23 protein-coding genes and 1 tRNA gene are annotated in these 22,627 nt (G+C 64.9%); 10 read left to right on the forward strand and 14 right to left on the reverse strand.

The window, feature by feature from the left end; all coding sequences use genetic code 11:
• Positions 1-144 precede the first annotated feature (144 nt).
• Entirely contained in the window at positions 145-576 is a 432-nt protein-coding gene (locus F8O07_RS08485) for a DUF3040 domain-containing protein (RefSeq protein ID WP_158031624.1), read from the reverse strand.
• 42 nt (positions 577-618) lie between these two features.
• On the opposite strand from F8O07_RS08485, the gene F8O07_RS08490 reads away from it, so the two are divergent.
• Positions 619-1,722, forward strand: a complete 1,104-nt coding sequence (locus F8O07_RS08490; RefSeq protein ID WP_158031625.1) for a polyprenyl synthetase family protein — start codon at positions 619-621, stop codon at positions 1,720-1,722.
• Positions 1,723-1,758: 36 nt separating this feature from the next.
• The gene (pknB, locus tag F8O07_RS08495; RefSeq protein WP_158031626.1) at positions 1,759-3,915 is read left to right on the forward strand and encodes a Stk1 family PASTA domain-containing Ser/Thr kinase; all 2,157 of its coding nucleotides are present in this window, start codon (positions 1,759-1,761) and stop codon (positions 3,913-3,915) included.
• A 144-nt stretch (positions 3,916-4,059) separates the two neighbouring features.
• Here pknB and F8O07_RS08500 read toward each other — a convergent pair whose 3' ends face one another.
• A complete protein-coding gene (locus tag F8O07_RS08500; protein WP_225733262.1) occupies positions 4,060-5,397 on the reverse strand; it encodes a class II 3-deoxy-7-phosphoheptulonate synthase in 1,338 nt (445 codons plus the stop codon).
• 133 nt (positions 5,398-5,530) lie between these two features.
• Positions 5,531-6,220 (reverse strand): lysophospholipid acyltransferase family protein, encoded by a 690-nt coding sequence (locus F8O07_RS08505; protein ID WP_158031628.1) that lies wholly within the window; start codon positions 6,218-6,220, stop codon positions 5,531-5,533.
• Positions 6,221-6,332: 112 nt separating this feature from the next.
• On the opposite strand from F8O07_RS08505, the gene F8O07_RS08510 reads away from it, so the two are divergent.
• Positions 6,333-7,832, forward strand: coding sequence for an LssY C-terminal domain-containing protein (locus F8O07_RS08510; RefSeq protein WP_158031629.1), 1,500 nt, complete (start codon positions 6,333-6,335; stop codon positions 7,830-7,832).
• Between the two features lie 39 nt (positions 7,833-7,871).
• Here F8O07_RS08510 and def read toward each other — a convergent pair whose 3' ends face one another.
• Both def and F8O07_RS08520 read right to left on the reverse strand, forming a co-directional pair.
• Entirely contained in the window at positions 7,872-8,363 is a 492-nt protein-coding gene (gene def, locus F8O07_RS08515) for a peptide deformylase (protein ID WP_158031630.1), read from the reverse strand.
• Position 8,364: 1 nt separating this feature from the next.
• Entirely contained in the window at positions 8,365-11,796 is a 3,432-nt protein-coding gene (locus F8O07_RS08520; RefSeq protein ID WP_158031631.1) for a pyruvate carboxylase, read from the reverse strand.
• Between the two features lie 143 nt (positions 11,797-11,939).
• On the opposite strand from F8O07_RS08520, the gene F8O07_RS08525 reads away from it, so the two are divergent.
• The gene (locus F8O07_RS08525; protein ID WP_158031632.1) at positions 11,940-12,791 is read left to right on the forward strand and encodes a ParA family protein; all 852 of its coding nucleotides are present in this window, start codon (positions 11,940-11,942) and stop codon (positions 12,789-12,791) included.
• Between the two features lie 76 nt (positions 12,792-12,867).
• Here F8O07_RS08525 and F8O07_RS08530 read toward each other — a convergent pair whose 3' ends face one another.
• The 3 genes from F8O07_RS08530 to F8O07_RS08540 all read right to left on the reverse strand — a co-directional run bounded on the left by F8O07_RS08530 (position 12,868) and on the right by F8O07_RS08540 (position 14,863).
• Entirely contained in the window at positions 12,868-13,419 is a 552-nt protein-coding gene (locus F8O07_RS08530) for a MerR family transcriptional regulator (protein WP_158031866.1), read from the reverse strand.
• A gap of 167 nt (positions 13,420-13,586) precedes the next feature.
• Entirely contained in the window at positions 13,587-14,324 is a 738-nt protein-coding gene (locus tag F8O07_RS08535; RefSeq protein ID WP_158031633.1) for a MerR family transcriptional regulator, read from the reverse strand.
• Positions 14,324-14,863, reverse strand: a complete 540-nt coding sequence (locus F8O07_RS08540; protein ID WP_158031634.1) for an FHA domain-containing protein — start codon at positions 14,861-14,863, stop codon at positions 14,324-14,326. Before F8O07_RS08540 ends, F8O07_RS08535 begins: the two co-directional genes overlap by 1 nt.
• Before the next feature lie 158 nt (positions 14,864-15,021).
• Between F8O07_RS08540 and F8O07_RS08545 the strand changes: the two genes are divergently transcribed.
• The 4 genes from F8O07_RS08545 (at position 15,022) to F8O07_RS08555 (ending at position 16,825) form a co-directional block, all read left to right on the forward strand.
• Positions 15,022-15,095: transfer RNA gene (locus F8O07_RS08545), tRNA-Pro, on the forward strand.
• A 448-nt stretch (positions 15,096-15,543) separates the two neighbouring features.
• Positions 15,544-15,774, forward strand: a complete 231-nt coding sequence (locus F8O07_RS08550; protein WP_158031635.1) for a hypothetical protein — start codon at positions 15,544-15,546, stop codon at positions 15,772-15,774.
• Between the two features lie 95 nt (positions 15,775-15,869).
• On the forward strand, positions 15,870-16,013 hold the full coding sequence (locus F8O07_RS10600; protein WP_192496714.1) for a hypothetical protein: 144 nt from the start codon (positions 15,870-15,872) through the stop codon (positions 16,011-16,013).
• Positions 16,010-16,825, forward strand: a complete 816-nt coding sequence (locus F8O07_RS08555; protein ID WP_158031636.1) for a hypothetical protein — start codon at positions 16,010-16,012, stop codon at positions 16,823-16,825. The genes F8O07_RS10600 and F8O07_RS08555 overlap by 4 nt, the downstream gene beginning before the upstream one ends.
• A 165-nt stretch (positions 16,826-16,990) precedes the next feature.
• Here the strand turns inward: F8O07_RS08555 and F8O07_RS10780 are convergent, their stop codons facing one another.
• The 5 genes from F8O07_RS10780 to F8O07_RS08575 all read right to left on the reverse strand — a co-directional run bounded on the left by F8O07_RS10780 (position 16,991) and on the right by F8O07_RS08575 (position 19,899).
• Positions 16,991-17,119: a hypothetical protein gene (locus F8O07_RS10780; protein ID WP_263969998.1), complete on the reverse strand. Its 129-nt coding sequence runs from the start codon at positions 17,117-17,119 to the stop codon at positions 16,991-16,993.
• Positions 17,120-17,326: 207 nt separating this feature from the next.
• The gene (locus F8O07_RS08560) at positions 17,327-17,560 is read right to left on the reverse strand and encodes a hypothetical protein (protein WP_158031637.1); all 234 of its coding nucleotides are present in this window, start codon (positions 17,558-17,560) and stop codon (positions 17,327-17,329) included.
• Between the two features lie 563 nt (positions 17,561-18,123).
• Positions 18,124-19,182 carry an LPO_1073/Vpar_1526 family protein gene (locus tag F8O07_RS08565; RefSeq protein WP_158031638.1) on the reverse strand — a complete coding sequence of 353 codons (1,059 nt, stop codon included), beginning with the start codon at positions 19,180-19,182 and terminating at the stop codon, positions 18,124-18,126.
• Positions 19,169-19,459, reverse strand: a complete 291-nt coding sequence (locus F8O07_RS08570) for a hypothetical protein (protein ID WP_158031639.1) — start codon at positions 19,457-19,459, stop codon at positions 19,169-19,171. The genes F8O07_RS08565 and F8O07_RS08570 overlap by 14 nt, the downstream gene beginning before the upstream one ends.
• Positions 19,456-19,899, reverse strand: a complete 444-nt coding sequence (locus F8O07_RS08575) for a recombinase family protein (RefSeq protein ID WP_158031640.1) — start codon at positions 19,897-19,899, stop codon at positions 19,456-19,458. Before F8O07_RS08575 ends, F8O07_RS08570 begins: the two co-directional genes overlap by 4 nt.
• Here F8O07_RS08575 and F8O07_RS08580 point away from each other — a divergent pair.
• Positions 19,898-20,614: an AbiV family abortive infection protein gene (locus tag F8O07_RS08580; protein ID WP_158031641.1), complete on the forward strand. Its 717-nt coding sequence runs from the start codon at positions 19,898-19,900 to the stop codon at positions 20,612-20,614. The genes F8O07_RS08575 and F8O07_RS08580 overlap by 2 nt on opposite strands.
• 224 nt (positions 20,615-20,838) lie before the next feature.
• Here F8O07_RS08580 and F8O07_RS08585 read toward each other — a convergent pair whose 3' ends face one another.
• Positions 20,839-21,144, reverse strand: coding sequence for a DUF2510 domain-containing protein (locus F8O07_RS08585; RefSeq protein WP_158031642.1), 306 nt, complete (start codon positions 21,142-21,144; stop codon positions 20,839-20,841).
• A 200-nt stretch (positions 21,145-21,344) separates the two neighbouring features.
• On the opposite strand from F8O07_RS08585, the gene F8O07_RS08590 reads away from it, so the two are divergent.
• Entirely contained in the window at positions 21,345-22,412 is a 1,068-nt protein-coding gene (locus F8O07_RS08590) for a hypothetical protein (protein WP_158031643.1), read from the forward strand.
• Positions 22,413-22,627: the final 215 nt, after the last annotated feature.

The raw sequence follows: 22,627 nt of genomic DNA on the forward strand, positions 1-22,627 counted from the left end.
GCAGCGAGCCGTCGCGTGGTGCGTGCGGTCGCAGATGTGGAGGAGAGTGGGAGCTTTCAGCCACCCAGAGATGCGAAAAGCCCGCCCCTTGCGGGACGGGCTTTGTGATTGACCGGAGCTGCGGTCAGAAGGTCATGTGATCGATCACTGGAATCGGCGGTTCCAGCGATCCTCCATGCGCTGCCCCATCGAGTCGCCCTTCGCAGACTTGGTCTGGTCAGAGCCGTTGGGGCCATCGTGACGGTCGGAGCCGGCTGATGCGGTTCCGGCCGCAACCGGGGTCGGACGCATCGCCCAGATGATGCTGGCGACGATGAGCACGAAGCCGACCACACCCACGACGATGAGCTTGGCCGACACAGCCCACAGCAGCAGCGCGAGACCGATGACGACGCCGATCACGCCGAGCACGACGGCCATGCGGTTCAGCGAGCGCGGCACCTGATCGGTCGAGACTTCGTCAGACTCGGCCTGGTAGAGGTTGCGCTCCATTTCTTCGAGCAGCTTCTGCTCGTGGTCTGAAAGCGGCATGAGCACCTCCGTTCTCTCGCTCGGGGACTGCATCGCAGTCTTCATCTGCGCTCATTCTAAGGGCAAGCGAAGCATTAGGCTAGACAGGTGACCGCCCATTCCACTCTGCTGCAGCTGGTGCAGGATCGCATCGACGCGTTTCTCAGTCGAGAATCCGCACACCTGCGTCGAATCTCCTCACTCGCCACTCCGCTCACCGACGAGCTCTCCGGTCTGCTGCACGGCGGCAAACGATTTCGTTCCCAGTTCTGCTATTGGGGCTGGCGAGCGGCAGAGGCCGACGCCGACGAGGAGCTGTCTCGCATGCAGTTGGAGTCCGTGCTGCAGCTGAGCGCCGCCATCGAGCTCTTTCATGCGGCCGCGCTCGTGCATGACGACGTGATCGACAACTCCGACACCCGACGTGGTCGCCCGGCTGCGCATGTGAGCTTCGCCGAGCTGCACCGCTCCGGCCAGTGGCGGGGGGATTCCGCCCAGTTCGGCTCGTCTGCCGCCATCGTCCTCGGTGATCTCCTTCTCGGCTGGTCGCAGCGCGGTTTCGCCGATGCCGTCGATCTGCTGCCCGAGGCCAGCATCCGGCGACGTCTGCGCGAGCTCGTCGCAGATATGACGACTGAGGTGATGGTCGGGCAGTATCTCGACATCCTCGGCGAACACGCCTGGCCTGCTCTGCCTGACGACGAGGCACTCGAACGCTCAGAAACCGTCATGCTCTACAAATCGGCGAAGTACTCGATCGAGCAGCCGCTGTTGATCGGCGCAGCGGTGGCCGGTGCCGACGACGAGCAGGCCAGCGCGCTCTCGGCTTTCGGCGTGCATGCCGGCCTGGCCTTCCAGCTGCGCGACGATGTGCTCGGCGTCTTCGGCGATCCCGCGCAGACCGGCAAGCCGGCGGGCGACGATCTTCGCGAGGGCAAACGCACCGTGCTCGTCGCCCTCACCCGATCGATGGTGCCCGCGACCGTGCGTCACGTCGTCGACGACCTGCTCGGCGACCCGACGCTCACGAGCGAGCAGATTCAGATGCTGCAAGAGACGATCGTCGAATCCGGTGCGCTCGCTGCGACAGAGCGCCTCATCGACGATCACTCGTCGCAGGCGGATGCCGCGCTGCAGTCCGCTCCGATCGTTCCGCCCGCCCGCCGGGCACTGGGCGATCTCGCCCGACAGGCTGCTCAGCGCACCCGCTGATCCGGCCTGAAAGAGCCTGCCGTCTAGGATGGTGCCGTGACCGACGACTACACGCCTCCAGCAGACCCCCTCATCGGGATGCTGCTCGACGGCCGTTATCGGGTGGACGAACGCATCGCTCGCGGCGGCATGGCGACCGTCTACCGGGCACGGGACGAACGCCTCGATCGTGTGGTCGCCGTCAAGGTGCTGCACCTGCATCTGGCCGAAGACGAGTCGTTCCGCGACCGTTTCACCCGTGAGGCGCTGGCCGCGGCGAGGCTGTCGCATCCCAACGTCGTCAACGTGTTCGACCAGGGCCAGCAGGCCGGAGTCTGCTACCTCGTGCTCGAGTACGTTCCCGGGCAGACGCTGCGCCACCTGCTGCATCAACAGGGTCGGCTCACTCCGCAGGTCGCGCTCGAAGTGCTCTCACAGGTGCTCGAAGGGCTCGCCGCCGCTCACCAGGCCGGGCTCATGCATCGCGATCTCAAGCCCGAGAACATCCTGCTCAGCCCGGACGGCCGGGTGAAGATCGCAGACTTCGGGCTGGCTCGAGCGGTGGAGAGTTCGACCTCGGCCACCTCCGCGCTCATCGGCACCGTGGCGTATCTCTCGCCCGAACTGCTGCGCCGCGGCACGGCCGACGAACGCTCGGACATCTACGCGCTCGGCATCATGCTCTTCGAGATGCTCACGGGCGAGCAGCCCTTCACGGGGTCGGCCCCAGCTCAGGTCGCCTTTCAGCATGCCAACGACGAAGTGCCGCTGCCCAGTTCGATCGTGCACACCCTGCCTGCCGAGCTCGACGACTTAGTGGTCTGGGCGACGCGCGCCGACCCGCAGGATCGGCCCGCCAACGCCACCGATCTCTTAGAAGAGACCCGACGTGTGCAGTCCGAGCTCGCTCTTCCGGTCGGCTCCTACCGTGCGCTGCGCGCGCTGCTCGCACACGCAGCGGCCGGTGACCGCTCGCTGAACGCCACTGAGGTGCTGCGCCCGACCATGGTCGCGCCTGCGGTTTCGGCCGCTCCCCCGTCTCCGGCATCCGCCATCGCCAAGCTGCCCACCGTCACACCGCCGCTGCCCGTTGCCGGCGCTGACGATCGCGGCGACGAGCACGGTGGCGACGGGCCGGATGACGACGCGACGGCTCCGCACGAACCGGTCGCCCCTGAGGCATCGACTGCCGCAGCTGCGTCAGTGGTTGCTGATGCCGGCGAAGATCCAGAGTCTGAGCGCGATGCGGTGGACGCCGTGCTCACGCGGGTGCAGACGCGCCGTCGGCGAGGGTGGTCGATCACCGCAGTCGTCGTTGTGGTGACCGTGCTGCTGGCCGCGGCGGGGTGGTTTCTCGGGGACGGTCCCGGTGCACGCCTGACCGTGCCGAACGTGGCAGGCGCGACCCTCGAAGACGCCCAACGCGTGCTTGCCGATGCCGGCATCGACTCGACGCAGGCGCAGGCCAACAGCCTGGACGTGCCAGCAGGCCAGGTGATCGGGACTGACCCTTCGGCGGGTACGCGCGTGCCGAAAGACGCATCGGTCTCAGTCGTCGTCTCGCTGGGCCCGCGCATGATCGCGCTGCCCGACGTGGTCGGTTCGAAGGCCGATCTCGCCGACGACGCCCTCGCACAGGCAGGCTTCGTGGTGTCGGACGACCGCGCGGAGCAGTTCGACGACAAGGTGGATTCGGGGTCGGTGATCGGAGTCACGGGCAGCGACGGCAGCATGGTCAAGGCATCGACCGAGCTGGCCGAGCGAACGCAGCTCGGGCTGGTCGTCTCGCTCGGTGCGGTGCCGGCTGTCTCCGGGCAGTCACTGGCAGACGCGACGACACACCTGCAGGACGTGGGCCTCAAGGTCAGTTCGTCCGAGGCCTTCCACGATACGGTTCCCGCAGGCTCCGTCATCTCGGCGGCGCCGGACAAGAAGCCCGTGCACAAGGGCGACACGATTCGTCTGGTGGTCTCGAAGGGCCCCGAGATGGTCACAGTGCCCGATGTGAGCGGACAGACCCTCAACGACGCACGTGCGACGCTGCGCGCAGCCGGGCTCGACGGCACGTCGAACTTTCCCGAGCAGGCGATCCCGTTGAGCACGAAGAGCTATTGGGACGTCGTCACTGTGTCAGGCACCGACCCTGCCGCCGGCACGTCGGTGAAGAAGGGCACGACCGTGAAGATGAACGGGTCGCTCTTCGACGCGTTCTGATCGACGGCCGAGGGTCGAATCAGCGCAGGAGCGCCCCGTCAGCGCAAAGGCACCACCGCAAGCCACACCACCGCAAGCCACGAGGCGCACTGACGTGGGTACTGACGAGTGCGACTCGCAGTGAGCCACACCCGTCAGCGTCGGTCAGGCGGAGTGAGACTTCTTGAGCTCCTCGGCGACCAGGAACGCGAGCTCCAGAGACTGCCGGTGGTTCAGACGCGGGTCGCAGAGCGACTCGTAGCGAGTGGCCAGCCCGGCCTCGTCGATCTGTTCGACGCCGCCCAGGCACTCGGTGACGTCGTCACCGGTGAGCTCCACGTGGATGCCTCCGGGAACGGTTCCGACTGCCGCATGCGCCTCGAAGAAGCCGCGCACCTCGTCGACCACGTCATCGAACCGACGAGTCTTGTAGCCGGTCTCGGTGGTGATGCCGTTGCCGTGCATGGGGTCGGTGATCCACAGTGGCTGGGCACCGCTCGCCTTGACCGCCTCGAGCAGCGGGGGCAGCGCCTCGCGAATGCGGCCGGCGCCCATACGAGTGATGAAGGTCAGACGACCGGGGATGCGATCCGGGTCGAGTCGGTCGATCAGACGAAGCGCGTCGTCGGGGTCGGTCGTCGGGCCGAGCTTGACGCCGATGGGATTGTGAATCTTCGAGAAGTACTCGATGTGTGCGTCGTCGACCCCCCGGGTGCGCTCACCGATCCACTGGAAGTGCGCCGAGGTGTCGTAGACCAGCCCGGTGCGCGAGTCGATGCGTGTGAGCGGGCGCTCGTAGTCGAAGAGCAGCCCCTCGTGGCCCACGTAGAAGTCGACGCGTTTGAGATCGTCGAAGTCGGCGCCGCAGGCGGCCATGAACTTGATGGCCCGGTCGATCTCTTGAGCCATCTCGTCGTAGCGGGAGTTGGCCGGGTTGCGTGCGAAGCCCTGGTTCCAGCGATGCACTTCGCGCAGATCGGCGAACCCGCCCTGGGTGAAGGCCCGAATCAGGTTTAGCGTCGAAGCCGAGGTGTGGTACGCCTGCACCAGTCTCTGCGGATCTGCCTCACGTGACTCCGGAGTGAAGTCGTAGCCGTTGACGATCTCACCGCGGAACGCAGGCAGTGTGACGTCGCCGCGCGTCTCGGTGTCTTTCGAGCGCGGCTTCGCGAACTGACCGGCCATGCGCCCCATCTTCACGACGGGCACCGACGCACCGTAGGTCAGAATGACCGCCATCTGCAGGATCGTCTTGACGCGATCCTTGATCTTGTCAGCGGTGGCACCCTCGAAGGTCTCGGCGCAGTCGCCGCCCTGCAGCACGAATGCCTCCCCTCGGGCTGCCGCCCCCAGACGGTCGCGCAGGGCATCGGCCTCACCAGCGAAGACCAACGGAGGCAGCGCGCTCAGCGTCGCCCGAGCATCCGCGAGCGCAGCCGAATCAGGCCACGACGGCTGCTGCTTCGCAGGCAGCTGCTCTGCGGCGTCGAGCTCGGCCAGCAGCGACTGTGCGACCGTGTCGCTGACGACCGGCTGCTGGTCGGTGATATTGGCATTCACGTGGCGTTCCCCAATCATTTGGTGCTGTCGGCTCGATGCAGGTGCGTCGGGTCGGCGGTTCCGCGTCGCCGCGGGATCACTGCTGAGCTGCGGCGAGACGGTGGCGCACACTCGACGCGTACACGTCGCGGTACTCCTGCTCGCTGATCATCTGCAGCTCGTGCATTATCTCATCTGTGATCGATCTCAACACGAATCGATCGCCTTCCATTCCCGCGAAGCGGGTGAAGTCGAGCGCTGGCCCGGCGATGACGGCCAGCGGCACACGCTTCGGCCATTTGGCGCCGATCGGCATCATCTTGTCGGTGTTGCGCACTGCGACGGGCACGACGGGGCAGCCTGCGGCGAGAATCGTGCGGGCGGCACCCGTGCGGCCACGGTAGAGATAGCCGTCCGGACTTCTCGTTCCCTCGGGATAGAGCGCCAGCACGTGACCTTCAGAGAGCACGCGCAGACCGGTGTTGAGCGAGGCCTCGCTCGCTTTGCCGCCGCTGCGGTCGATGGGCAGCTGACCGGTGCCCTTCATCATGACCCGGGTGAACCACCCTTTGATGCCCTTGCCGGTGAAGTACTCGCTCTTCGCCAAGAAGCGCACCGGGCGCTTCACGAAGAGCGGCATGATGATTGAGTCGATGAACGACAGGTGATTGCCGACGAGCACAACAGGCCCCCGGTCGGGGATGTTCTCAAGACCGCGCACCTCAGTGCGGAAGAACAGTCGCAGCCAGGGGCCGATGAACACCCATTTGAGCAGCCAGTAGAGCACGGTGAAACCTCCAGTGGGCCAGTCTACCGGGATAGTCTGGGGGTCTGGGCGCAACACGGCGCATGGCACGGTGCCCGTCGGTGAACCGTGCGCAGCAGTCCGAAAGGGGAACATGGATATCCGGACCCTCCGCACGCGCTCGACCGCGCTAGTGCGCAACCGCACCAGAATCGCCAGGCTGCTTGACGGATTCTTCTTCGTCTTCGCCGCCGTGGCCACCTTCTGGCTCGCATTCACGCTCTTCACCGACTCGCTCGACACCGGCTGGTGGGGTGCGCTGGTCGCCATCGTGTTCTGGGTGCTGATCGCCTACCTCGCGCTGCCCCGACTGCATCGCATCCTCACTTCGATCTACGTGCCCGACTACTTCATCGGCCGCACCCGCACCAGCGACGGTCTGTTGGGCGACCCCGTGAACCTGGCGCTGATGGGCGACGAGCAGCGTCTGCATCAGATCATGGACGCGGCCGGCTGGACGCGCGCCGACGACCTCGGGCTGCGCTCAAGCATCCGCATCGTGACCTCGACGCTGTCTCGACGCAGCTATCGCGAGGCGCCCGTGAGCCCGCTCTTCCTCTTCGGCAGGCAGCAGGACTTCGCCTATCAGCAGGAGGTCGAGGGCAACCCCGCCAAGCGACATCACGTGCGGTTCTGGCGCTGCCCGCCCGACTGGCTGCTGCCCGGCGGCCGCCGCGTCGACTGGCTCGCGGCCGGCACCTTCGACCGTGCGGTCGGCCTCTCGCTGTTCACCCTGCAGGTCACGCACAAGATCGACGAGAACACCGACATCGAGCGCGACCACATCGTGGCGAGCGTGCTCGGCGCCGACGACGACGTGACCGTTCACGTGCTGCGAGACTTCTCGACCGGCTATCACTCCCGCAACGGCGGCGGAGACTCCATTCGCACCGACGGCGATCTGCCGATCATCGATCTGCGTGACGACGGCGTCGAACCGTTCGCCGGGCAGGATGTCGTCGAGGCGTCTGACGCTGCGGCCTGGCTGCCCGGTGCACGTCAGGACCGTGCTGCGGATGCGGTGCCTGCGCACTCGGCACAGGCTGCGGCACGACTGAAGCGGCCGGCGTTCGAGCTGCTCGATGACGACTCAGGCGAACAGTCGACCCTCGAAGAAGTTCGGCGTCACGGTCGGCCCGTGACGATCACGTTCGGTGCGGCGGTGCTGATGCTGCGCGCACTGGGGTCTCTGGTGCTGATGGTCAGCGGCGCGCTGCTGCCCGACGCCGACGTGCATGAGCTCGTCGCCGACGTCGGCGTCGATGCGGCGACGCTGCCCCAGGCCTTCGACGTGCGCTGGGTGCTGATGCTGCTGGGGCTGGCCATCGCGGCCGTGACCGCGCTGCTCGCCATCCTGGTGCTGCGCGGCTCTGACTTCGCACGCATGGTCGTGCTGGTGTTCGCAACGCTGTCGACGCTGCTCGCCTTCGCGAGCCATGCGGCGGGGCTGCCCCTGCTGTCCGACTTCTCGACGCTGATGACGGTGACTCTGAACATCCTGATTCTGATCGCGCTGAGCGGGCGACCCGCTCGCGCCTACGCGACGACGCGTCGAGAGCGGCGCAGAGCACGCATCGCATCCGCAGCTGCCTGAGAATGCGATGCGGCTGATGGGGCTGCAGCAGAGGCCCGCTCAGAACCAGGACTGAGCGCGCACCTCGCGCATGGCGGCACGCCGGGTCTCGCCCTGCAGCCGGTGCAGATAGACCGTGCCTCCGAGGTGATCGATCTCGTGCTGCAGCGCCTGGGCCATCAGCCCGTCGCCCTCCAGCGTCACGGCGTTGCCGTCGAGGTCGATGCCCTCGGCGCGCACCCAGCTGTACCGCGGTGTGTCGAACCACAGGCCGGGCACCGACAGGCAGCCCTCCTGAATCTCGACGATCGGCTCGCGACGCTCGACGATGCGAGGGTTCAGCAGGTAGCCGACCTCGCCGTCGACGTTGTAGCTGAACGCCGCAAGGCTCACGCCGATCTGCGGCGCGGCCACGCCGGCCCGCCCGGGCAGTTTGACCGTGTCGATGAGATCCTGCACCAGCTGGCGCACGTGCTCGTCGATGTGGTCGATCTGTTCGGTCGGCTGGCGCAGCACCGGATCGCCGTAGAGGCGAATGTCGCGAACCGCCACGTCACTCCCCTGCCACGTTCGTCACCGTGCTCGGGGCGATCACCAGCAGCAGATCGCCGGGCTCGACCTGGCGCGACCCGTCGAAGACGACGCGCTCGACGACGCCGTCGGCGCCGGCGGCGATGTTCGCCTCCATCTTCATGGCCTCGATGCTGGCCACCGGCTCGCCGACCGAGACGGTGTCGCCCGGCTTGACCTTGAGAGTGACGACCCCCGCGAAGGGAGCGGCCACCTGGTTCGGGTTGCTGACGTCGGCGCGCTCGGCCTCTTCGGTCTGCACCTTGATCGACTCGTCGCGCACGGTGACCGGTCGCAGCTGACCGTTCAGCACCCCCATGACGGTGCGCTCGCCCTTGTCGTTGGCCGGGCCGATCGCCGAAAGCGCGGTGTAGAGTCGCAGCCCCTTGTCGAGCTGCGCCGCGTGCTCTTTGTTCGCCTCGAAGCCGTACAGATAGTCTTCGGTGTCAAGCGTCGACAGATCGCCGTAGTCCTGACGGAACTTCTCGAAGTCGTCGGCCGGCCCCGGGAACAGCAGGTGGTTCAGCTGACGACGACGCGACGCGGAGTCGCCCTCGAGTGCGCGCTCCTGATCTTCGGTGAGCTCGGTCTCGGTGAGGTGCACTTCGCGCCCGGCGAGCACCTTCGAGCGGAAGGGCTCAGGCCACCCGCCCGGCAGATCGCCGAGTTCGCCGGCCATGAACTTCACGACCGAGTCGGGCACGTCGTACTTCTCGGGATGCGCCTCGAAGTCATCGGGATCGGCACCGACGGCTGCAAGGTGCAGAGCGAGGTCGCCGACCACCTTCGACGACGGGGTCACCTTCGGCGGGCGACCGAGGATGCGATTGGCCGCCGCGTAGTTGTCTTCGATGACCTCGAACTTGGTGCCCAGGCCGAGGGCGATGGCCTGCTGTCGCAGGTTCGTCAGCTGCCCTCCGGGAATCTGGTGGCGGTAGATACGGCCTGTCGGCGCATCGAGCCCCGACTCGAACGGTCGGTACAGGTGCCGCACGGCCTCCCAGTACGGCTCAAGATCGCTGATCGCATCGAGGTCGAAGCCGGTGTCGCGCTCGGTGTGGCTGAGCGCGGCGACCAGGGCCGAGAACGACGGCTGGCTGGTCGTTCCCGCGAGCGGTGCTGCAGCGACGTCCACCGCATCCACACCGGCCTCGCTGGCGGCCAGCAGCGTCGCCAGCTGACCGCCGGGCGTGTCATGCGTGTGCAGGTGCACGGGCAGATCGAACTCGCGCCGCAGCGCGGTGACGAGCTGACGTGCGGCCTCGGGGCGCAGCAGACCGGCCATGTCTTTGATGCCGATCACGTGGGCGCCCGACTGCACGATCTGCTCGGCGAGCCGCAGGTAGTAGTCGATCGTGTAGAGGTCTTCGCGCGGGTCGAGCAGGTCGGCGGTGTAGCACAGCGCGCCTTCGGCCACCGCGCTGCCGGTCGCCAGCACCGACTCGATCGCCGGGCGCATCTGGTTGATGTCGTTGAGCGCGTCGAAGATGCGGAACACGTCGACGCCGCCCTTCACCGCCTCTTCGATGAACGCGTCGGTGACCTTGGTCGGGTACGGGGTGTAGCCGACGGTGTTGCGACCGCGCAGCAGCATCTGCAGCGGGATGTTGGGCAGCGCGACGCGCAGCTTGTCGAGACGCTCCCACGGGTCTTCGCCCAAGAAGCGCAGCGCGACGTCGTAGGTGGCACCGCCCCAGGCCTCGACCGACCACAGACCCGGTGCCGCGGCGGCGACGTACGGCGCGGCTTCGAGCAGATCTTTGGTGCGCACGCGCGTCGCCAGCAGCGACTGGTGGGCGTCGCGGAACGTGGTGTCGGTGACGCGCAGCTGAGTGTCGTTGCGCAGCGCCTCAGCGAAGGCCCGCGGCCCCACCTGGTCGAGCAGCTGCTTCGCGCCGTCGGGCACGACCTTGGTGTCGATGGTCTGCGGCAGCTTCTGCGTCGGGTCGACCAGCCCTGCAGGGCGCTCACCCCAGGGTTTGTTCACCGTCACGTTGGCGAGCCACGTGATCAGCTTGGTGCCGCGGTCTTTCGACTTGCGCATGTCGAACAGCTCGGGCCGCTCGTCGATGAAGTGCGTGCTGAGATCGCCGGCGATGAAGTCGGGCTCGGCGAGCACATTCAGCAGGAACGGGATGTTCGTCGAGACCCCGCGGATGCGGAACTCGGCGAGAGCACGACGGGCACGACGCACGGCCGACGGAAAGTCACGAGCCCGGCAGGTGAGCTTGGCGAGCATCGAGTCGAAGTAGGGGCTGACCTGCGCGCCTGCCGCGGTGGTGCCGCCGTCGATGCGCACGCCCGCACCGCCCGGCGAGCGGTACGTGCTGATGCGACCTGTGTCGGGGCGAAAGTTCTCGGCCGGGTTCTCGGTCGTGATGCGGGTCTGCAGCGCCGCCCCGTGGATGCTGATGCGGTCTTGCGAGAGACCGAGCTCGGGCAGCGTGGCGCCGGCCGCGATGAGCATCTGGGCCTGCACGAGGTCGACGTCGGTGACTTCTTCGGTCACGGTGTGCTCGACCTGGATGCGCGGGTTCATCTCGATGAAGACCGGCGTGCCAGCGCGGTCGCCGACGGTCTCGACCAAGAACTCGCAGGTGCCGGCGTTGACGTAGCCGATCTCTTTGGCGAATCGGATGGCCGCCGTGGTCAGCTGCTCGCGCAGCTCTGCGGTGATGTTCGGCGCCGGAGCGATCTCAACGACCTTCTGGTTGCGGCGCTGCACCGAGCAGTCGCGCTCGAAGAGATGCACCGTGTAGCCGCTGTGGTCGGCGAGCACCTGCACCTCGATGTGACGCGGGCGCAGCACGGCCTGCTCGAGGAACATACGCGAGTCGCCGAACGCATTACCGGCCTCGCTCATGGCCTGTTCGAGTGCGGGCTTCAGCTCTTCGGCGGTGTCGACCTTGCGAATGCCGCGACCGCCGCCGCCGGCCAGGGCCTTCGCATACAGCGGAAAGCCGATCTCGTCTGCCAGCGCGACCAGCTCATCCGGGTCGCTGCTGGCGTGCGTCGACGCGAGCACCGGCACACCCGCACGAATCGCCGCCTCTTTGGCGTTGACCTTGTCGCCGGCCAGCTCCAGCGCATCCGCACCGGGCCCGATGAAGGTGATGCCGTTCTCGGCGGCGGCGCGGGCCAGCCCGGGGTTCTCAGAGAGAAAGCCGTAGCCCGGGTAGATCGCGTCAGCACCCGATTCGAGGGCGACGCGAATGATCTCGTCGATGTCGAGGTAGGCCTTCACCGGGCGCCCCGCCTCACCGATCTGGTAGGCCTCATCGGCCTTCAGCCGGTGAATGGAGTGTCGGTCTTCGTAGGGAAAGACCGCGACCGTCTTCGCACCGAGCTCGAATGCGGCCCGGAACGCACGAACGGCGATCTCTCCACGATTGGCCACCAGGATCTTCTTGAACAATTGGTCTCCCCACATCGCGAGTCGTTTGCACGATTGTACCGTGCTGCCGCGCCCCGCTCACACGCCCAGTTCACACGCCCAGCCGACGGTCAGAACCGAGACGGTTGTGCAGAGTCGCGCTCTACCGGGTAGCGTAGATGGTCGTGGACGTACTCAGTGTGAGCTCTCTTAAAGGCGGGGTCGGAAAGACCACCGTCGCCCTCGGTCTTGCCTCAGCGGCCCTGGCGCGCGGAAAGCGCACCCTGGTCGTCGACATCGACCCCCAGACAGATCTGACCACCGGTCTGGCCGTCGACCCCGGGTCGGCGCTGACCGTGGCAGACGTGCTCAAGAACCCGTCGCCCGACGTCGTGCGTCGCGCGATCGTGTCGAGCGCCTGGACCGAAGACCGCACACTGTCAGTCGACGTCATGGTCGGCTCGCCGCGAACCATCGAGTTCGACGTGCCGGCCCCTCGCCCACGCGATCTCTGGAAGCTCGACGAGGCGCTCGCGCTGCTCGAAGACGCCTATGACGTCGTCATCATCGACTGCCCGCCGTCGCTGAACTCACTCACCCGCAACGCCTGGCTCGCCAGCGACCGAGTGCTGCTCATCGCCGAGCCGAGCCTCTTCGCCGTCTCAGCCGTGGGTCGCGCGCTCAAGGCCATGGAAGAGCTCAGCCTCGATCAGCAGGTGCCGGTGAAACCTCTCGGCGTGTTGGTCAACCGCTTTCGCAAACAGTCGATCGAGCATGAGTTCCGCATCTCAGAGCTCGAACAGCTCTACCCGCGCCAGCTGCTCGACGTACGTCTGCCCGAGCGAGCCAGCCTGCAGCAGGCTCAGGGTTCGGCACGGCCGGTGCACTCCTGGCCGAGCGAGTCGGGCAAGAAGATGGCCGCACAGTTCGACCAGGTGTTCGATGTGTTCGAGCAGGCCGTCGACGGTCACCCACAGGCTCGTGGGCATGCCGGGCGCAAAGCCGCTGCCAAGGCCGCCGAGAAGAAGACTCACTGACCCTCAGCGGTCAGCGCGGGCTGCGCCTACTCCCCTGTTTTGAGCTGGCTCTCCGCTGAGGTGAGGATGCGACGGCTCAGCTGGCCGAGCGGCGACGATGGCGGCGTTCGGCGAGTTCGTCGACGTGCGTCTCGGTCGCGCCGATCGTCACCAGGTTGTCTTCGACCTCACGCAGAACCTTGCCGACGGCGATGCCGAACACCCCCTGGCCCCGACTCACCAAGTCGATGACCTCGTCGTTCGAGGTGCAGAGGTACACGCCGCCGCCGTCGCTCATCAGAGTGATCTGCGTCATGTCTTGAATGCCCGCATCGCGCAGCTGTTCGACGGCGACGCGAATCTGCTGCAGCGAGATGCCCGTGTCGAGCAGACGCTTCACCAGCTTGAGCGTGAGGATGTCGCGAAAGCCGTACAGACGCTGTGTGCCAGACCCGTGTGCGCCGCGAATCGTGGGCTTCACCAAGCCTGTGCGTGCCCAGTAGTCGAGCTGTCGATAGCTGATGCCGGCGGCGTTCGCTGCAACTGCACCGCGATACCCTCGGTCTCGGTCGAGCCCGGGAATGCCATCAGTGAACAGCACGTCAGAGAGTTCAGGGTCGTCGACTGACGAAAGCTGCGCATCCGGCATATCTGGGTGCTGTTCATCAGTCATGAACGACTCCTTCGAGGGGGCTGTGACGACCGCAGCTTGTGCGCGATCTGTGAGTCACATTACCAGCCGCACCCCGCTCGAAGACTGAAGACGAGGCTTTCTCGTCGGCGTGTCGAAGTCTCAACGTTCACGTGAGACTTGAATCAGCTGTCGAGCTGTTGAACCGCTCGCTCCAGCAGGGTGCGTTTCAGGTCGACGAGCGCCTCTACCACCTCGGCGGTGACGTTCGCCGCCTGGGCACGAGCCTCCGGAACATCGCGACGGAAGCCACTGATCGCACCCTCGACGAGCCCGATCTCACGATCGGTCGAGGCCTTCACGCCGCGCAGATGTCTGGGCTCGATGCCGCGTTCTTTGAGCGAGACCAGCAGGGTCAGCACTTCGCGAGCCTTCTGGTCGAAGCGCGACCCGGTGGGCAACAGACCGACCGAGACCGCGTCGCGCACCAGCTGTGCGTCGGCGTGTGTGATCTCGATGAGCTCGGCTCGCGAGTACGCCTGCTGGTCGGCCTGGTGGTCGAGTGCGCTGAGCGGATGCGCGATACCCGGGAGCATCGGAGACTCCCCCGCGTCGATCTCGTCGACGTACTGGCGGATGACTTTGAGTGGCAGGTAGTGATCGCGCTGCAGGCTCAGCACCAGGCGCAGACGGTCGACGTCTGCGGGGCCGAACTTGCGGTACCCGGATTCGGTGCGCTGCGGCGAGACCAGACCGCGTTCTTCGAGAAAGCGGAGCTTCGACGGGGTGACGTCGGGAAACTCTGAGACCAGTCGGGTGAGCACCTGGCCGATGCTCAACAGCTTCTGGGCATCATCGGTGGACTCGGCTACTGGCTGTGCAGCCGCCGAGTGGTCGATGTGCCTGCGTGCAGCCTGCCCCATCAGCCGTTCTCGCCTGTGAGCAGATCGCGACGTGACGGGTAGTAGGTGAGTCGGAACTTGCCGATCTGCACTTCTGCGCCGTCTTCGAGATGCGCACTCTCGATGCGAGTGCCGTTGAGGTACGTGCCGTTCAGCGACCCCAGGTCGACGACGTCGTAGCCGACGGCGGCACCGGTGCCGGTGCGACGGAACTCCGCATGACGGCGGGACACGGTCACGTCGTCGAGGAAAATGTCGGCGTGCGGGTGACGGCCGACCGTCACCACGTCGGAGTCAAGCAGAAAGCGCGACCCGACATTCGGCCCCTGGCGCACGATCAGCAGTGCCGACCCGGCAGGCAGCGAGGCGATGGCCTCGAGCTCTTCGGTGCCGACGCCAATCTGAATCGCCCCAGTCGCAAGCAGCTTCTGCGCGAACGTGCCGGTGAAGGTGAGGGTCTCATCTTCGGTCGAGAGATTCACGACCGGCTGCACTCGCGTGGCCGGCTCTTGGGGATCATTCTCGGGATGCTGCTGCCCCAGATCTTGGTCTGCGCTCATTCATCCCTCCTCTCAACACAATCTGGTGACCACTTTAGTCGATCAATGAAAGGTGTGGGCGCGGCGTGTCGTGCCGATTCACGCGCTCTCAGGCATGTGCGTACCGATGCACCCGTGCGCATGTGTATTATGGGTGAGGTTGTCCACGAAATGGACGACGGGCTGTGGCGCAGTTTGGTAGCGCACTTGACTGGGGGTCAAGGGGTCGCAGGTTCAAATCCTGTCAGCCCGACACAACACCGTGAAGAACCCCGGAAAATCAACGATTTTCCGGGGTTCTTGCGTGCCAGGGGCTGGCGCTGGAGCAGTGCGTGTGCACGCAAGGTCTTCTCCGAAGAGCGCGACACGCCCGGAACCCGCGATGCCGGCTTCGAATGCTGGCACGGAGGAGCGCGCTCCGTAGCGCTTGTTAGCATCTTCGGTTCCTCTCGCGATGAATCCTCGAAGTCGTCTCAAGCCCCCGTGCCCGCAGGTTCAATTGGCCTTAGCCGCTGAGCTCCGAGATATCGCCCACGAGCGCGACACGGCCCAACTCCAATCGCTGTACTTATCCCATCGCTTTGGGTTCTAGTGAGAGTGAAACCGCTCGACCGACAAAGCCCACCAGCCCGACCAGACCGGTGGGCTTTGTTGCGAGTCGAATCTCTGTCACCAGCTTTCTTGTGCGGCAGAATAGGAGCATGGATCTGCCCCAGCCCGACTGCGAGTTCGGATACCCGTTCGCGCAGTTGCGCGAACGGGTGAGCGACAACGCATTCGAGCTCTTCCAGGAGAGCGTCCTCCACCGGACGGTGACCATTTGTGAGGGCGAAGCGTGCTCCGATCCCCACGGCCGCATCGCCTTCGTGCGCGACGTGCGGCGCTTTGCACGGTCAATTCCCGCTTCAAGTATGGGCGGCCGCGCTGAATGACGAACGGCACGGTCACGGCGGATGAGCCTGGCGACTTCGAGCGCCCCAGGCTCACGCCTGAGCAGTTGGAGAACATGCAACGCATACTCTCCAGGATGAACTTCCCGACGATCAACCTGCCCGATTCGGTAATCTCGACCATCGCTGAGACCACACGACTCTTCGACGCCAGGCTCGATCGACTGTCGATGGTGGCGCGACAGCTGATCGGAGCCAACGCTCGCGTCCAGGCTAGATGAGCACGATCATCAACAGCGATGCCCTGAGGAACCTCACGACCGCCCAGGCGGGCTTCACCGCCTACGCCGATCGCTTGATCCAGAACATCGACTTCTCGGCGATCGCTGCGGCCTCGGAACGGTTTTCAGAGCAGCAGACTGCGCTGCTCAAGAACCTTGTGCCGGCGATGGATGCGATGCGGGCGAGGTTCTACCCGCCCAACCTCCGCGGCATCGACCGGCTGGACTTCGCGTCCGTGAACCACATCGTCATGGCCGAGGGCATCCCTCTCTACGGGGTGCCACGGACGTCCGTAGTCGAGGCGCTGATCCGCACTGAGAGCGAGCCCGCGCGACGCGCGATCCTCGGGCGACGGTGGAAGACGATCTCGGCGGGCTGCCGTGAGCTTCTCACGGGCTGCACAGCGCCTGCCATCGCTCAGTACGTGCCCGTCGCGCTTGCTGCTCTGAACGCGCTCGAAGCAGGTCACCCGATGGCTGCGCAGGCGCTGATCGGATCACTCACCGACGTCGTCGTCAACGGCTACTTCAGCAAGAATCGCTACGACTTCACGCCTGGCAAGAAGAACCTGACCAACGAGGCCTACGAAGAGTTCACGATCCGCGAGTTCATCGCCTTCGCGCCGATCTGGCAGGCCTACCAGCAGTTCTTCGTCAGCAATGGCGACAAGATTCCATTGACCTTCAGTCGGAACGCAACGGTGCACACTGTGAGCTCTCGTCAGTACAGTCGCCGGAATGTCGTACAGGGTTTGATGCTCGTCACCAGCCTGCTGTACCGCTGGAACGAAAAAGTCGCTGCTAAGCCGTAGTCAGGGAGTCTACGCTTCGCTCAGTGTTGACCTGATCTGACCTGTCAGTTCGTTGACGTACCGCTGCGTCTCCGCCATACCCTCGGCTTCGATGCACGCCCTCACACGGGTCTCGCTGATCGTGATCACCCGCCGGAAGCACTTGAGCGCAGCCAACACACCCACCTATTTGTCCCGGTCCTTGGCCAAGGCCACCAGCCTCACGTCGACCGCTAAGCCGATAGGAAGAGCCGCCTCCCGCAGCGCTGCATGGCCGATGTTCGTCGCGCTGATCGTGAACAGTTCGCCGATCACCGCAGGTCCTCGAACGGGTCGATCAGTGACTGGATGCCGTGCTCGTGGTGGACGAACGCGATGCGCCCCCCGACTCATCGGAGCCGAAGCCGATGTCCGGCTCGCAGGTGCGCCTTAGACGGCGCACCTGCGGTAGCACTCATCGATCGGCTCGCGCATGGGGATCCCGTCCACGTCGCCGACCTCCTCGCACTTCATGCCATGACTCTAACCGTCGACGATCTCACGCACAGCCACGAGGGCGTTCTCGGTTTGCCAGACGTCACATGCCCCGTCAGGCTCGACCTTCCAGCGGTCGCGGTTGCTGCCCCCGTTGCTCGCGAACCCGCGGTCGATGACCATCTGTTCGCTGCTCTCCGTCGTCAACTCCCAGATCTTGCCGCCGCGCAGCTCGACAATCTCGGTCGTTGCTGTTGCGCTGTCGGTATGGTCGTGCTCCATTCAACGAGCCTACCCAGGCACGACTGAGCGCCGTCAGGCGACTGGACCGGGCACGCGAGAAGATGGACAGTGCAACGAGTACAGATAGGAGCATCGGTGACCGACCGGGTCTACTACGAGGACCACGCGAACTGGTCGACCGTCGACTTCTACGCGCTCTGACGCTACCTCGACCGCCTCGCCGAGTACGTCGGCCCGATGCAGCAGCAAGCTGCTGACCCAGCGCGTCGCTCAGTCCTCGTCCAGTCCCGGAAGACCGGCGTCCGCGACGAGGAGCTGGCGGCGATCGACGTGGCGCTGATGTCGGGGAGAGCCGGTGCCTACTCAAAGCGGTGCTGCTCTCGCATGGACGCTTCTAGCTGGTGCATGAACGCTTCCCAAACCTGCACGCGCTGGAGCAGACTGTCAGCCCATCGCGGCTAGCCGGCTTCGACGAGTACCCGGCGTCGGTGCAGGACGTGCCCGCTAGTTGAACGTCGGACAGCGAGGTTTAGAGCAGTCTCGACGACCTCCAGCACACGTGACGTCGTAGGTTCAAGTCAAGCCGTGCTTCGCGCGACGACCTACGGCAGCCAGATCTCCAGCGAAGCATTGCTGCCGGTCAACCGCGTCCAGTACGCGTGACCGAGCGCCAACCCAACCGACGTCAGCGTCAACGATCGAAGCCCCGTCTTGTCATCATCCCATGTATCACGAAGGGTGCTGAATTCTGGCACTCTCGCGACTACCTCGTCCGACACCTCCCCCTCTGACATGCGCCCGAGACTAACCACATTTTTCAGGTCTGGGATCCGTCCTTCGAGCCCGAGCACTGTGGCACGCTTCTCGAGATCTTCATCCGCAAGAAGGTTCAACTGAAAGCGGCTCTGATCTCGCAACGCCGGAATCACGAATTGGCATGCCTGCAGTTCGGTCAGCAGGGCCGCATCAATATCGTTCTCGGCGAAACCTTTGGTGTAGAGGCCTTCAACGCCCGACATGATCCCATTGGCGAAGCTGTGGCTCGAGATACTCAGCGATCCAGCGCCGACGTATTCGATGTGCTGGTAGTCTGCGTGGCCCGTAGGGAGTGAGATTCCGAGAGCGGAAACTTCATTCTTCAACCGCAAGTAGTAGTCCTCAGGCGTACCGATATTTGTGGGTCGCGTGTACCTCAAGTAGAAGACCCAAGCGATCGCTCGTCGTTGCTTCTCGGTCAGCTTCGGTGCTGACACAATAGCCTCGTTGAGCGCCAGAGTTCGTAGGTTTCGATCCTCCTCACCAACGCGTGCCGCCAAGAGATCCACGAGCGCCACACGAAGCTCGTCTTCACCGGAGCGAGCGAACTCCTTCTGCGCCTGGAAGACGACGCTCTGGACGTCGGGATCCGCAAGTTGATCGACCCGCTCGGGTATTACTGTTTCAAGCTTGGTCAGAAATTCATTGGTCAGCTGCTCAGCGCGCGCTACGGCCAGTGTCTGGGCAACGCCGGCAAGTTCGAGCGCGTTGCTCCTAAACACGTCAAGCGCGACAGTGCGGGCTTCGTCGATCGAAAGGCCGTGCACATGAATATCCTTGCCCGCTTGATAGTTGGTGGAATTGTCACCGGCTTCTTGCGCCTGATCGCGCCTACCCATCTGCATCGTCGCTCCGACCGATCGTCATGTCTCTTCCTGCCTGGTAATTAGTCGACGCCTTGCCGCCGCGTTGTCGTTGAGCAGCGGAAGGCGTATCGCATCGAAGGAGTCCCGCTACGAGAAGGATCAGGCCAAGTCCTGTCACGACAAGAGCGACGACACCTTGCCAAGACCAAAAAGAAAGGTCGTTCTCAAGCGAGTAGATGTAGTAGGCCACCCCTAATGCGCCCCCAAGGCCGACAACGACGCCGCCTGCAGTGACAAGTCTGTCTGGTGTGCTCATGTCAGAACCATATCGCTCTTCGGTCGCTGCTCTGAGAACCAGCCGGTCGCGGCCTCTGCTAGCACGCCCGACACGGTCCCGACGGAGACGTCAACGGCTGAGGCGATCACCCGGATCGACTTGCCCTTCTCGCGGCGAGCGAGGATCACCGCTCGCTTGTCGTCATCGACCACCCAAGGTCGACCCCCGACCTTGCCGCGGGCACGTGCTGCGTCCAGCCCGAGCCTGGTCTTGTGCACGACGTCGCGCCGACGATCCTCGGCCAGCGCGAGCGCCAGATCAAGAATCAGGCTCCGCTCGGTATGCTCGCCCTGCGCGATGCCGTCGAGTACCTTCACAGCGATGCCGCGCTGGAAGAGGTCGGTGACGACGATCAACCTCTCGAGGAGGCTACGTCCTAGCCGGTCCGCTGTCCTGGGTCGACCGCATACTTGTGGCATGGAACTGACCCCTGCCGCCGCGCGAGGCTTCTGGAAATCCCTGACGGACAACGCGACGAACCTCGTGACCGACGCGAACCTGCTGCTCGAACACGGCTCGTTCGGCAGGGCGCGCTCTCTGACCGTGCTTGCCCAGGAGGAGCTGGGCAAGGCGCTGTGGCTGTACGAGACGTTCGAGTCCGCATGGAGCAGCGGCAGCGACGAGCCGCAGGCCGTCGAGCGCCTCGCTTCGGACGGGCGCAAGCACGCGGTCAAGTACATGGCGGCGTTCGTCTTCGGCCAGGAACTCGAGGCGTTCTGGGGCGACTACGGGTCGCTCTACGAGGACGCCCCCGTCGACGGCACGCAGGCCGACCGGGACGCCTGGTTCGCCGCGCGCGACGCCGAGGCGAAGGCCGCCGGGAAGGCCGCCAACGAGGAGAAGATGCTCGGCTTCTACGTCGACCTCGACTCCGATGGGAGGATCCTCAGCCCGAGCGACGTCGACGCGGGGACGATCGCGGACGACCTGCGGACCGCCGCGCAGGTGGTGGAGATGCTACTGATCAAGGACCACAGCCGGATGAAGCTCGACGCCGACACCCCCTACGACAGCACGCACGCGCAGCAGCACAAGCTACTCAGTATCAGCCGCCCCGAGGACTGGGCGGGCGCGTCGGAGGCGTTCAGGAGCGGTGGGTACTTCCGTGCCGGCGAGGAACGCCCGGTGGAGTGAGGCCTCGAAAAGGTTGACATTAGTAAACGTCGACGGCTTCTAGCTCGACGAGCACCCGGCGTCGGTGCAGGCGATGCTCTGAGCAACGACCCTGCGAGTACATCGCATTGCTGGACGGGCTGAGTCCAGCTGCGGCCGTTCCGCCATCGGCTGCGGCCCTGGCTGTCGTGGTACCAGCCTGCGGGGACAGCGGGGGTGACCGCTGCAGTCTGCTTGGCCGTCGGCTAGAAGTGATTGGCCCAAGTGTCGCCGTCCCACCACCTCAATAGTTCCGAGCGCCCGTCCTGGTACCAGCCAGCATGAGACAGCGAGCGGGGCGCGGGAGGGGCCGGCGCTGCCGACAGCTTGATCGTCGACTGTGGCAGCTCGGATGGAGCTTCGTCCGCACCTTCGCCTCCGGTTTCGGCGTCGAAGCCCTTCTCGCCGAAGATCTTTGACGCGCTGATGACTAGGGCTGCGCCACCGGCGATGACAACGGCGTTTTTGAGGGCGAACGGCGTGCTCTCGTTTCCGCCGAAATCCCTCGGCATCGGATGTTCTTGTGTAGCTGTCGCAAGTCATAGTCGTACTCGCGGCGCTGATACTCGTACTCGTGCCAGCATCAGTGGTCGCACTCGCATTCACACCCGTACCTCAAAAGTCCTGATCGCTTGCCGCCAGCCGGAAATGTCGGTGGTTCGATCTAGCGTTGTAGACGACACGAGAGCAAACGAAGCAGGAGCACGTCAGGATGAGCGCAAGTCAATACCGTGGACAGTTGGACCGCAAGCGCAAGCAACGGATCGAAGCGGACAAGAAGGCGGGCGAGTATCGGTCGAAGGAGTCTTCGAAACGTGCTGATGCCGCTAAAGCAAGGCAGGCTGCTGCAAAGACCACGAGCAGTTCCACACTCAGCAGCAAGTTGCGAGAAGCCGAGCGACGAGAGAAGGAAGCTGAGACTGCAGGCAAGGAGGCAAGTCGCTGGCAGACCCGTGCGGCCGGCTATGCCAAAGAGGAAGCCGCGCTACAGACCAAGCTCTCCCGTGCCGAACAATCAGAGGCCGATGCCGCCGAGCGGCGTCGCAAGAACGAGCAGCAGCGGGCCGACCGTCGCGCGGCGGCTGAACGGGCTGAGTTTGAATTGAGGATCAGCGGTGCCGAAGTAGCCGTCAACAGCGCGCTGCGTCACCTTCCAATGCCCAAACCCGAGAAGCTCCGAGTACTCATGCTGGGTGCCTCCGCTGAAGGCGACCTCCGCGTGGGGCGCGAACAGAAGCGCATCCGCGCTGCCGTTGGGTCCGCGCTACATCGGGACCAAATCGAACTTGACGTCCGGCCTGCAGCAACCACGGCTGACTTGTTGGACGGCATTACGAAGTTCCGTCCTCACGTGGTCCACTTCTCGGGTCACAGTAACAATGACTTGATCGTCTTCGAGGACGAAGTAGACGAACTTCATGAGGGAGTAGTCGTGACAGCGCGAGCGTTCGCTCGAGCGATCAGCTCAACCGACGATCCTCCGCTCCTCGTCCTTCTGAACTCCTGCCGTTCCGCAGCCCAGATCGACGAACTGGTGGAGCAAGTCGTGCCATTCGCTATCGGGATGGCTGACAGCATTGAAGACGCCGATGCGATCAACTACGCCGCACAGTTCTATGCGGCAGTCGCAAACGGGCAGTCCATCAACTCTTCCCATCTGTCAGGTCAAGCAGCTCTTGAACTTGCAGGCCTGGAGAGCACCGACTTGCCGACGCTTGCCTGGGCACCCGACGTCGATCCATCAACCACGATCCTTGTCAAACCCGGGATCGAAGGCTGACCTCAGATACACTCACGTGGACGCAGCTCCCACGGTGTATTCCACAGTCACGCTCACGCTCCAAGCATCTCGTCTTGGGGCCGTTCGGTACTCTTCTTGCCACCGAAAGTGTGCACGCAGACGTGCACGCAATGTCCGGGATGTCGACAGATACAGCGGGAACGGCTGATACCCCTCGAGCCTTACTCCCATATGGGATCTGCGGGTATTGAGCG

It is taken from the genome of Pseudoclavibacter sp. CFCC 13796 (assembly GCF_008831185.1).
Taxonomy (GTDB): Bacteria; Actinomycetota; Actinomycetes; order Actinomycetales; family Microbacteriaceae; genus Pseudoclavibacter_A.

Coding starts and splice junctions, on each gene's coding strand:
- F8O07_RS08555 (WP_158031636.1), top strand. CDS start 16,010: ATGAGCACGATCATCAACAGCGATGCCCTGAGGAACCTCACGACCGCC.
- F8O07_RS08540 (WP_158031634.1), bottom strand. CDS start 14,863: ATGAGCGCAGACCAAGATCTGGGGCAGCAGCATCCCGAGAATGATCCC.
- F8O07_RS08535 (WP_158031633.1), bottom strand. CDS start 14,324: ATGGGGCAGGCTGCACGCAGGCACATCGACCACTCGGCGGCTGCACAG.
- F8O07_RS08560 (WP_158031637.1), bottom strand. CDS start 17,560: ATGGAGCACGACCATACCGACAGCGCAACAGCAACGACCGAGATTGTC.
- F8O07_RS08485 (WP_158031624.1), bottom strand. CDS start 576: ATGAAGACTGCGATGCAGTCCCCGAGCGAGAGAACGGAGGTGCTCATG.
- F8O07_RS08570 (WP_158031639.1), bottom strand. CDS start 19,459: ATGAGCACACCAGACAGACTTGTCACTGCAGGCGGCGTCGTTGTCGGC.
- F8O07_RS08510 (WP_158031629.1), top strand. CDS start 6,333: ATGGATATCCGGACCCTCCGCACGCGCTCGACCGCGCTAGTGCGCAAC.
- F8O07_RS08585 (WP_158031642.1), bottom strand. CDS start 21,144: ATGCCGAGGGATTTCGGCGGAAACGAGAGCACGCCGTTCGCCCTCAAA.
- F8O07_RS08580 (WP_158031641.1), top strand. CDS start 19,898: ATGGAACTGACCCCTGCCGCCGCGCGAGGCTTCTGGAAATCCCTGACG.
- F8O07_RS10600 (WP_192496714.1), top strand. CDS start 15,870: ATGAACTTCCCGACGATCAACCTGCCCGATTCGGTAATCTCGACCATC.
- F8O07_RS08550 (WP_158031635.1), top strand. CDS start 15,544: ATGGATCTGCCCCAGCCCGACTGCGAGTTCGGATACCCGTTCGCGCAG.
- F8O07_RS08530 (WP_158031866.1), bottom strand. CDS start 13,419: ATGCCGGATGCGCAGCTTTCGTCAGTCGACGACCCTGAACTCTCTGAC.
- F8O07_RS08565 (WP_158031638.1), bottom strand. CDS start 19,182: ATGCAGATGGGTAGGCGCGATCAGGCGCAAGAAGCCGGTGACAATTCC.
- F8O07_RS08590 (WP_158031643.1), top strand. CDS start 21,345: ATGAGCGCAAGTCAATACCGTGGACAGTTGGACCGCAAGCGCAAGCAA.
- F8O07_RS08575 (WP_158031640.1), bottom strand. CDS start 19,899: ATGCCACAAGTATGCGGTCGACCCAGGACAGCGGACCGGCTAGGACGT.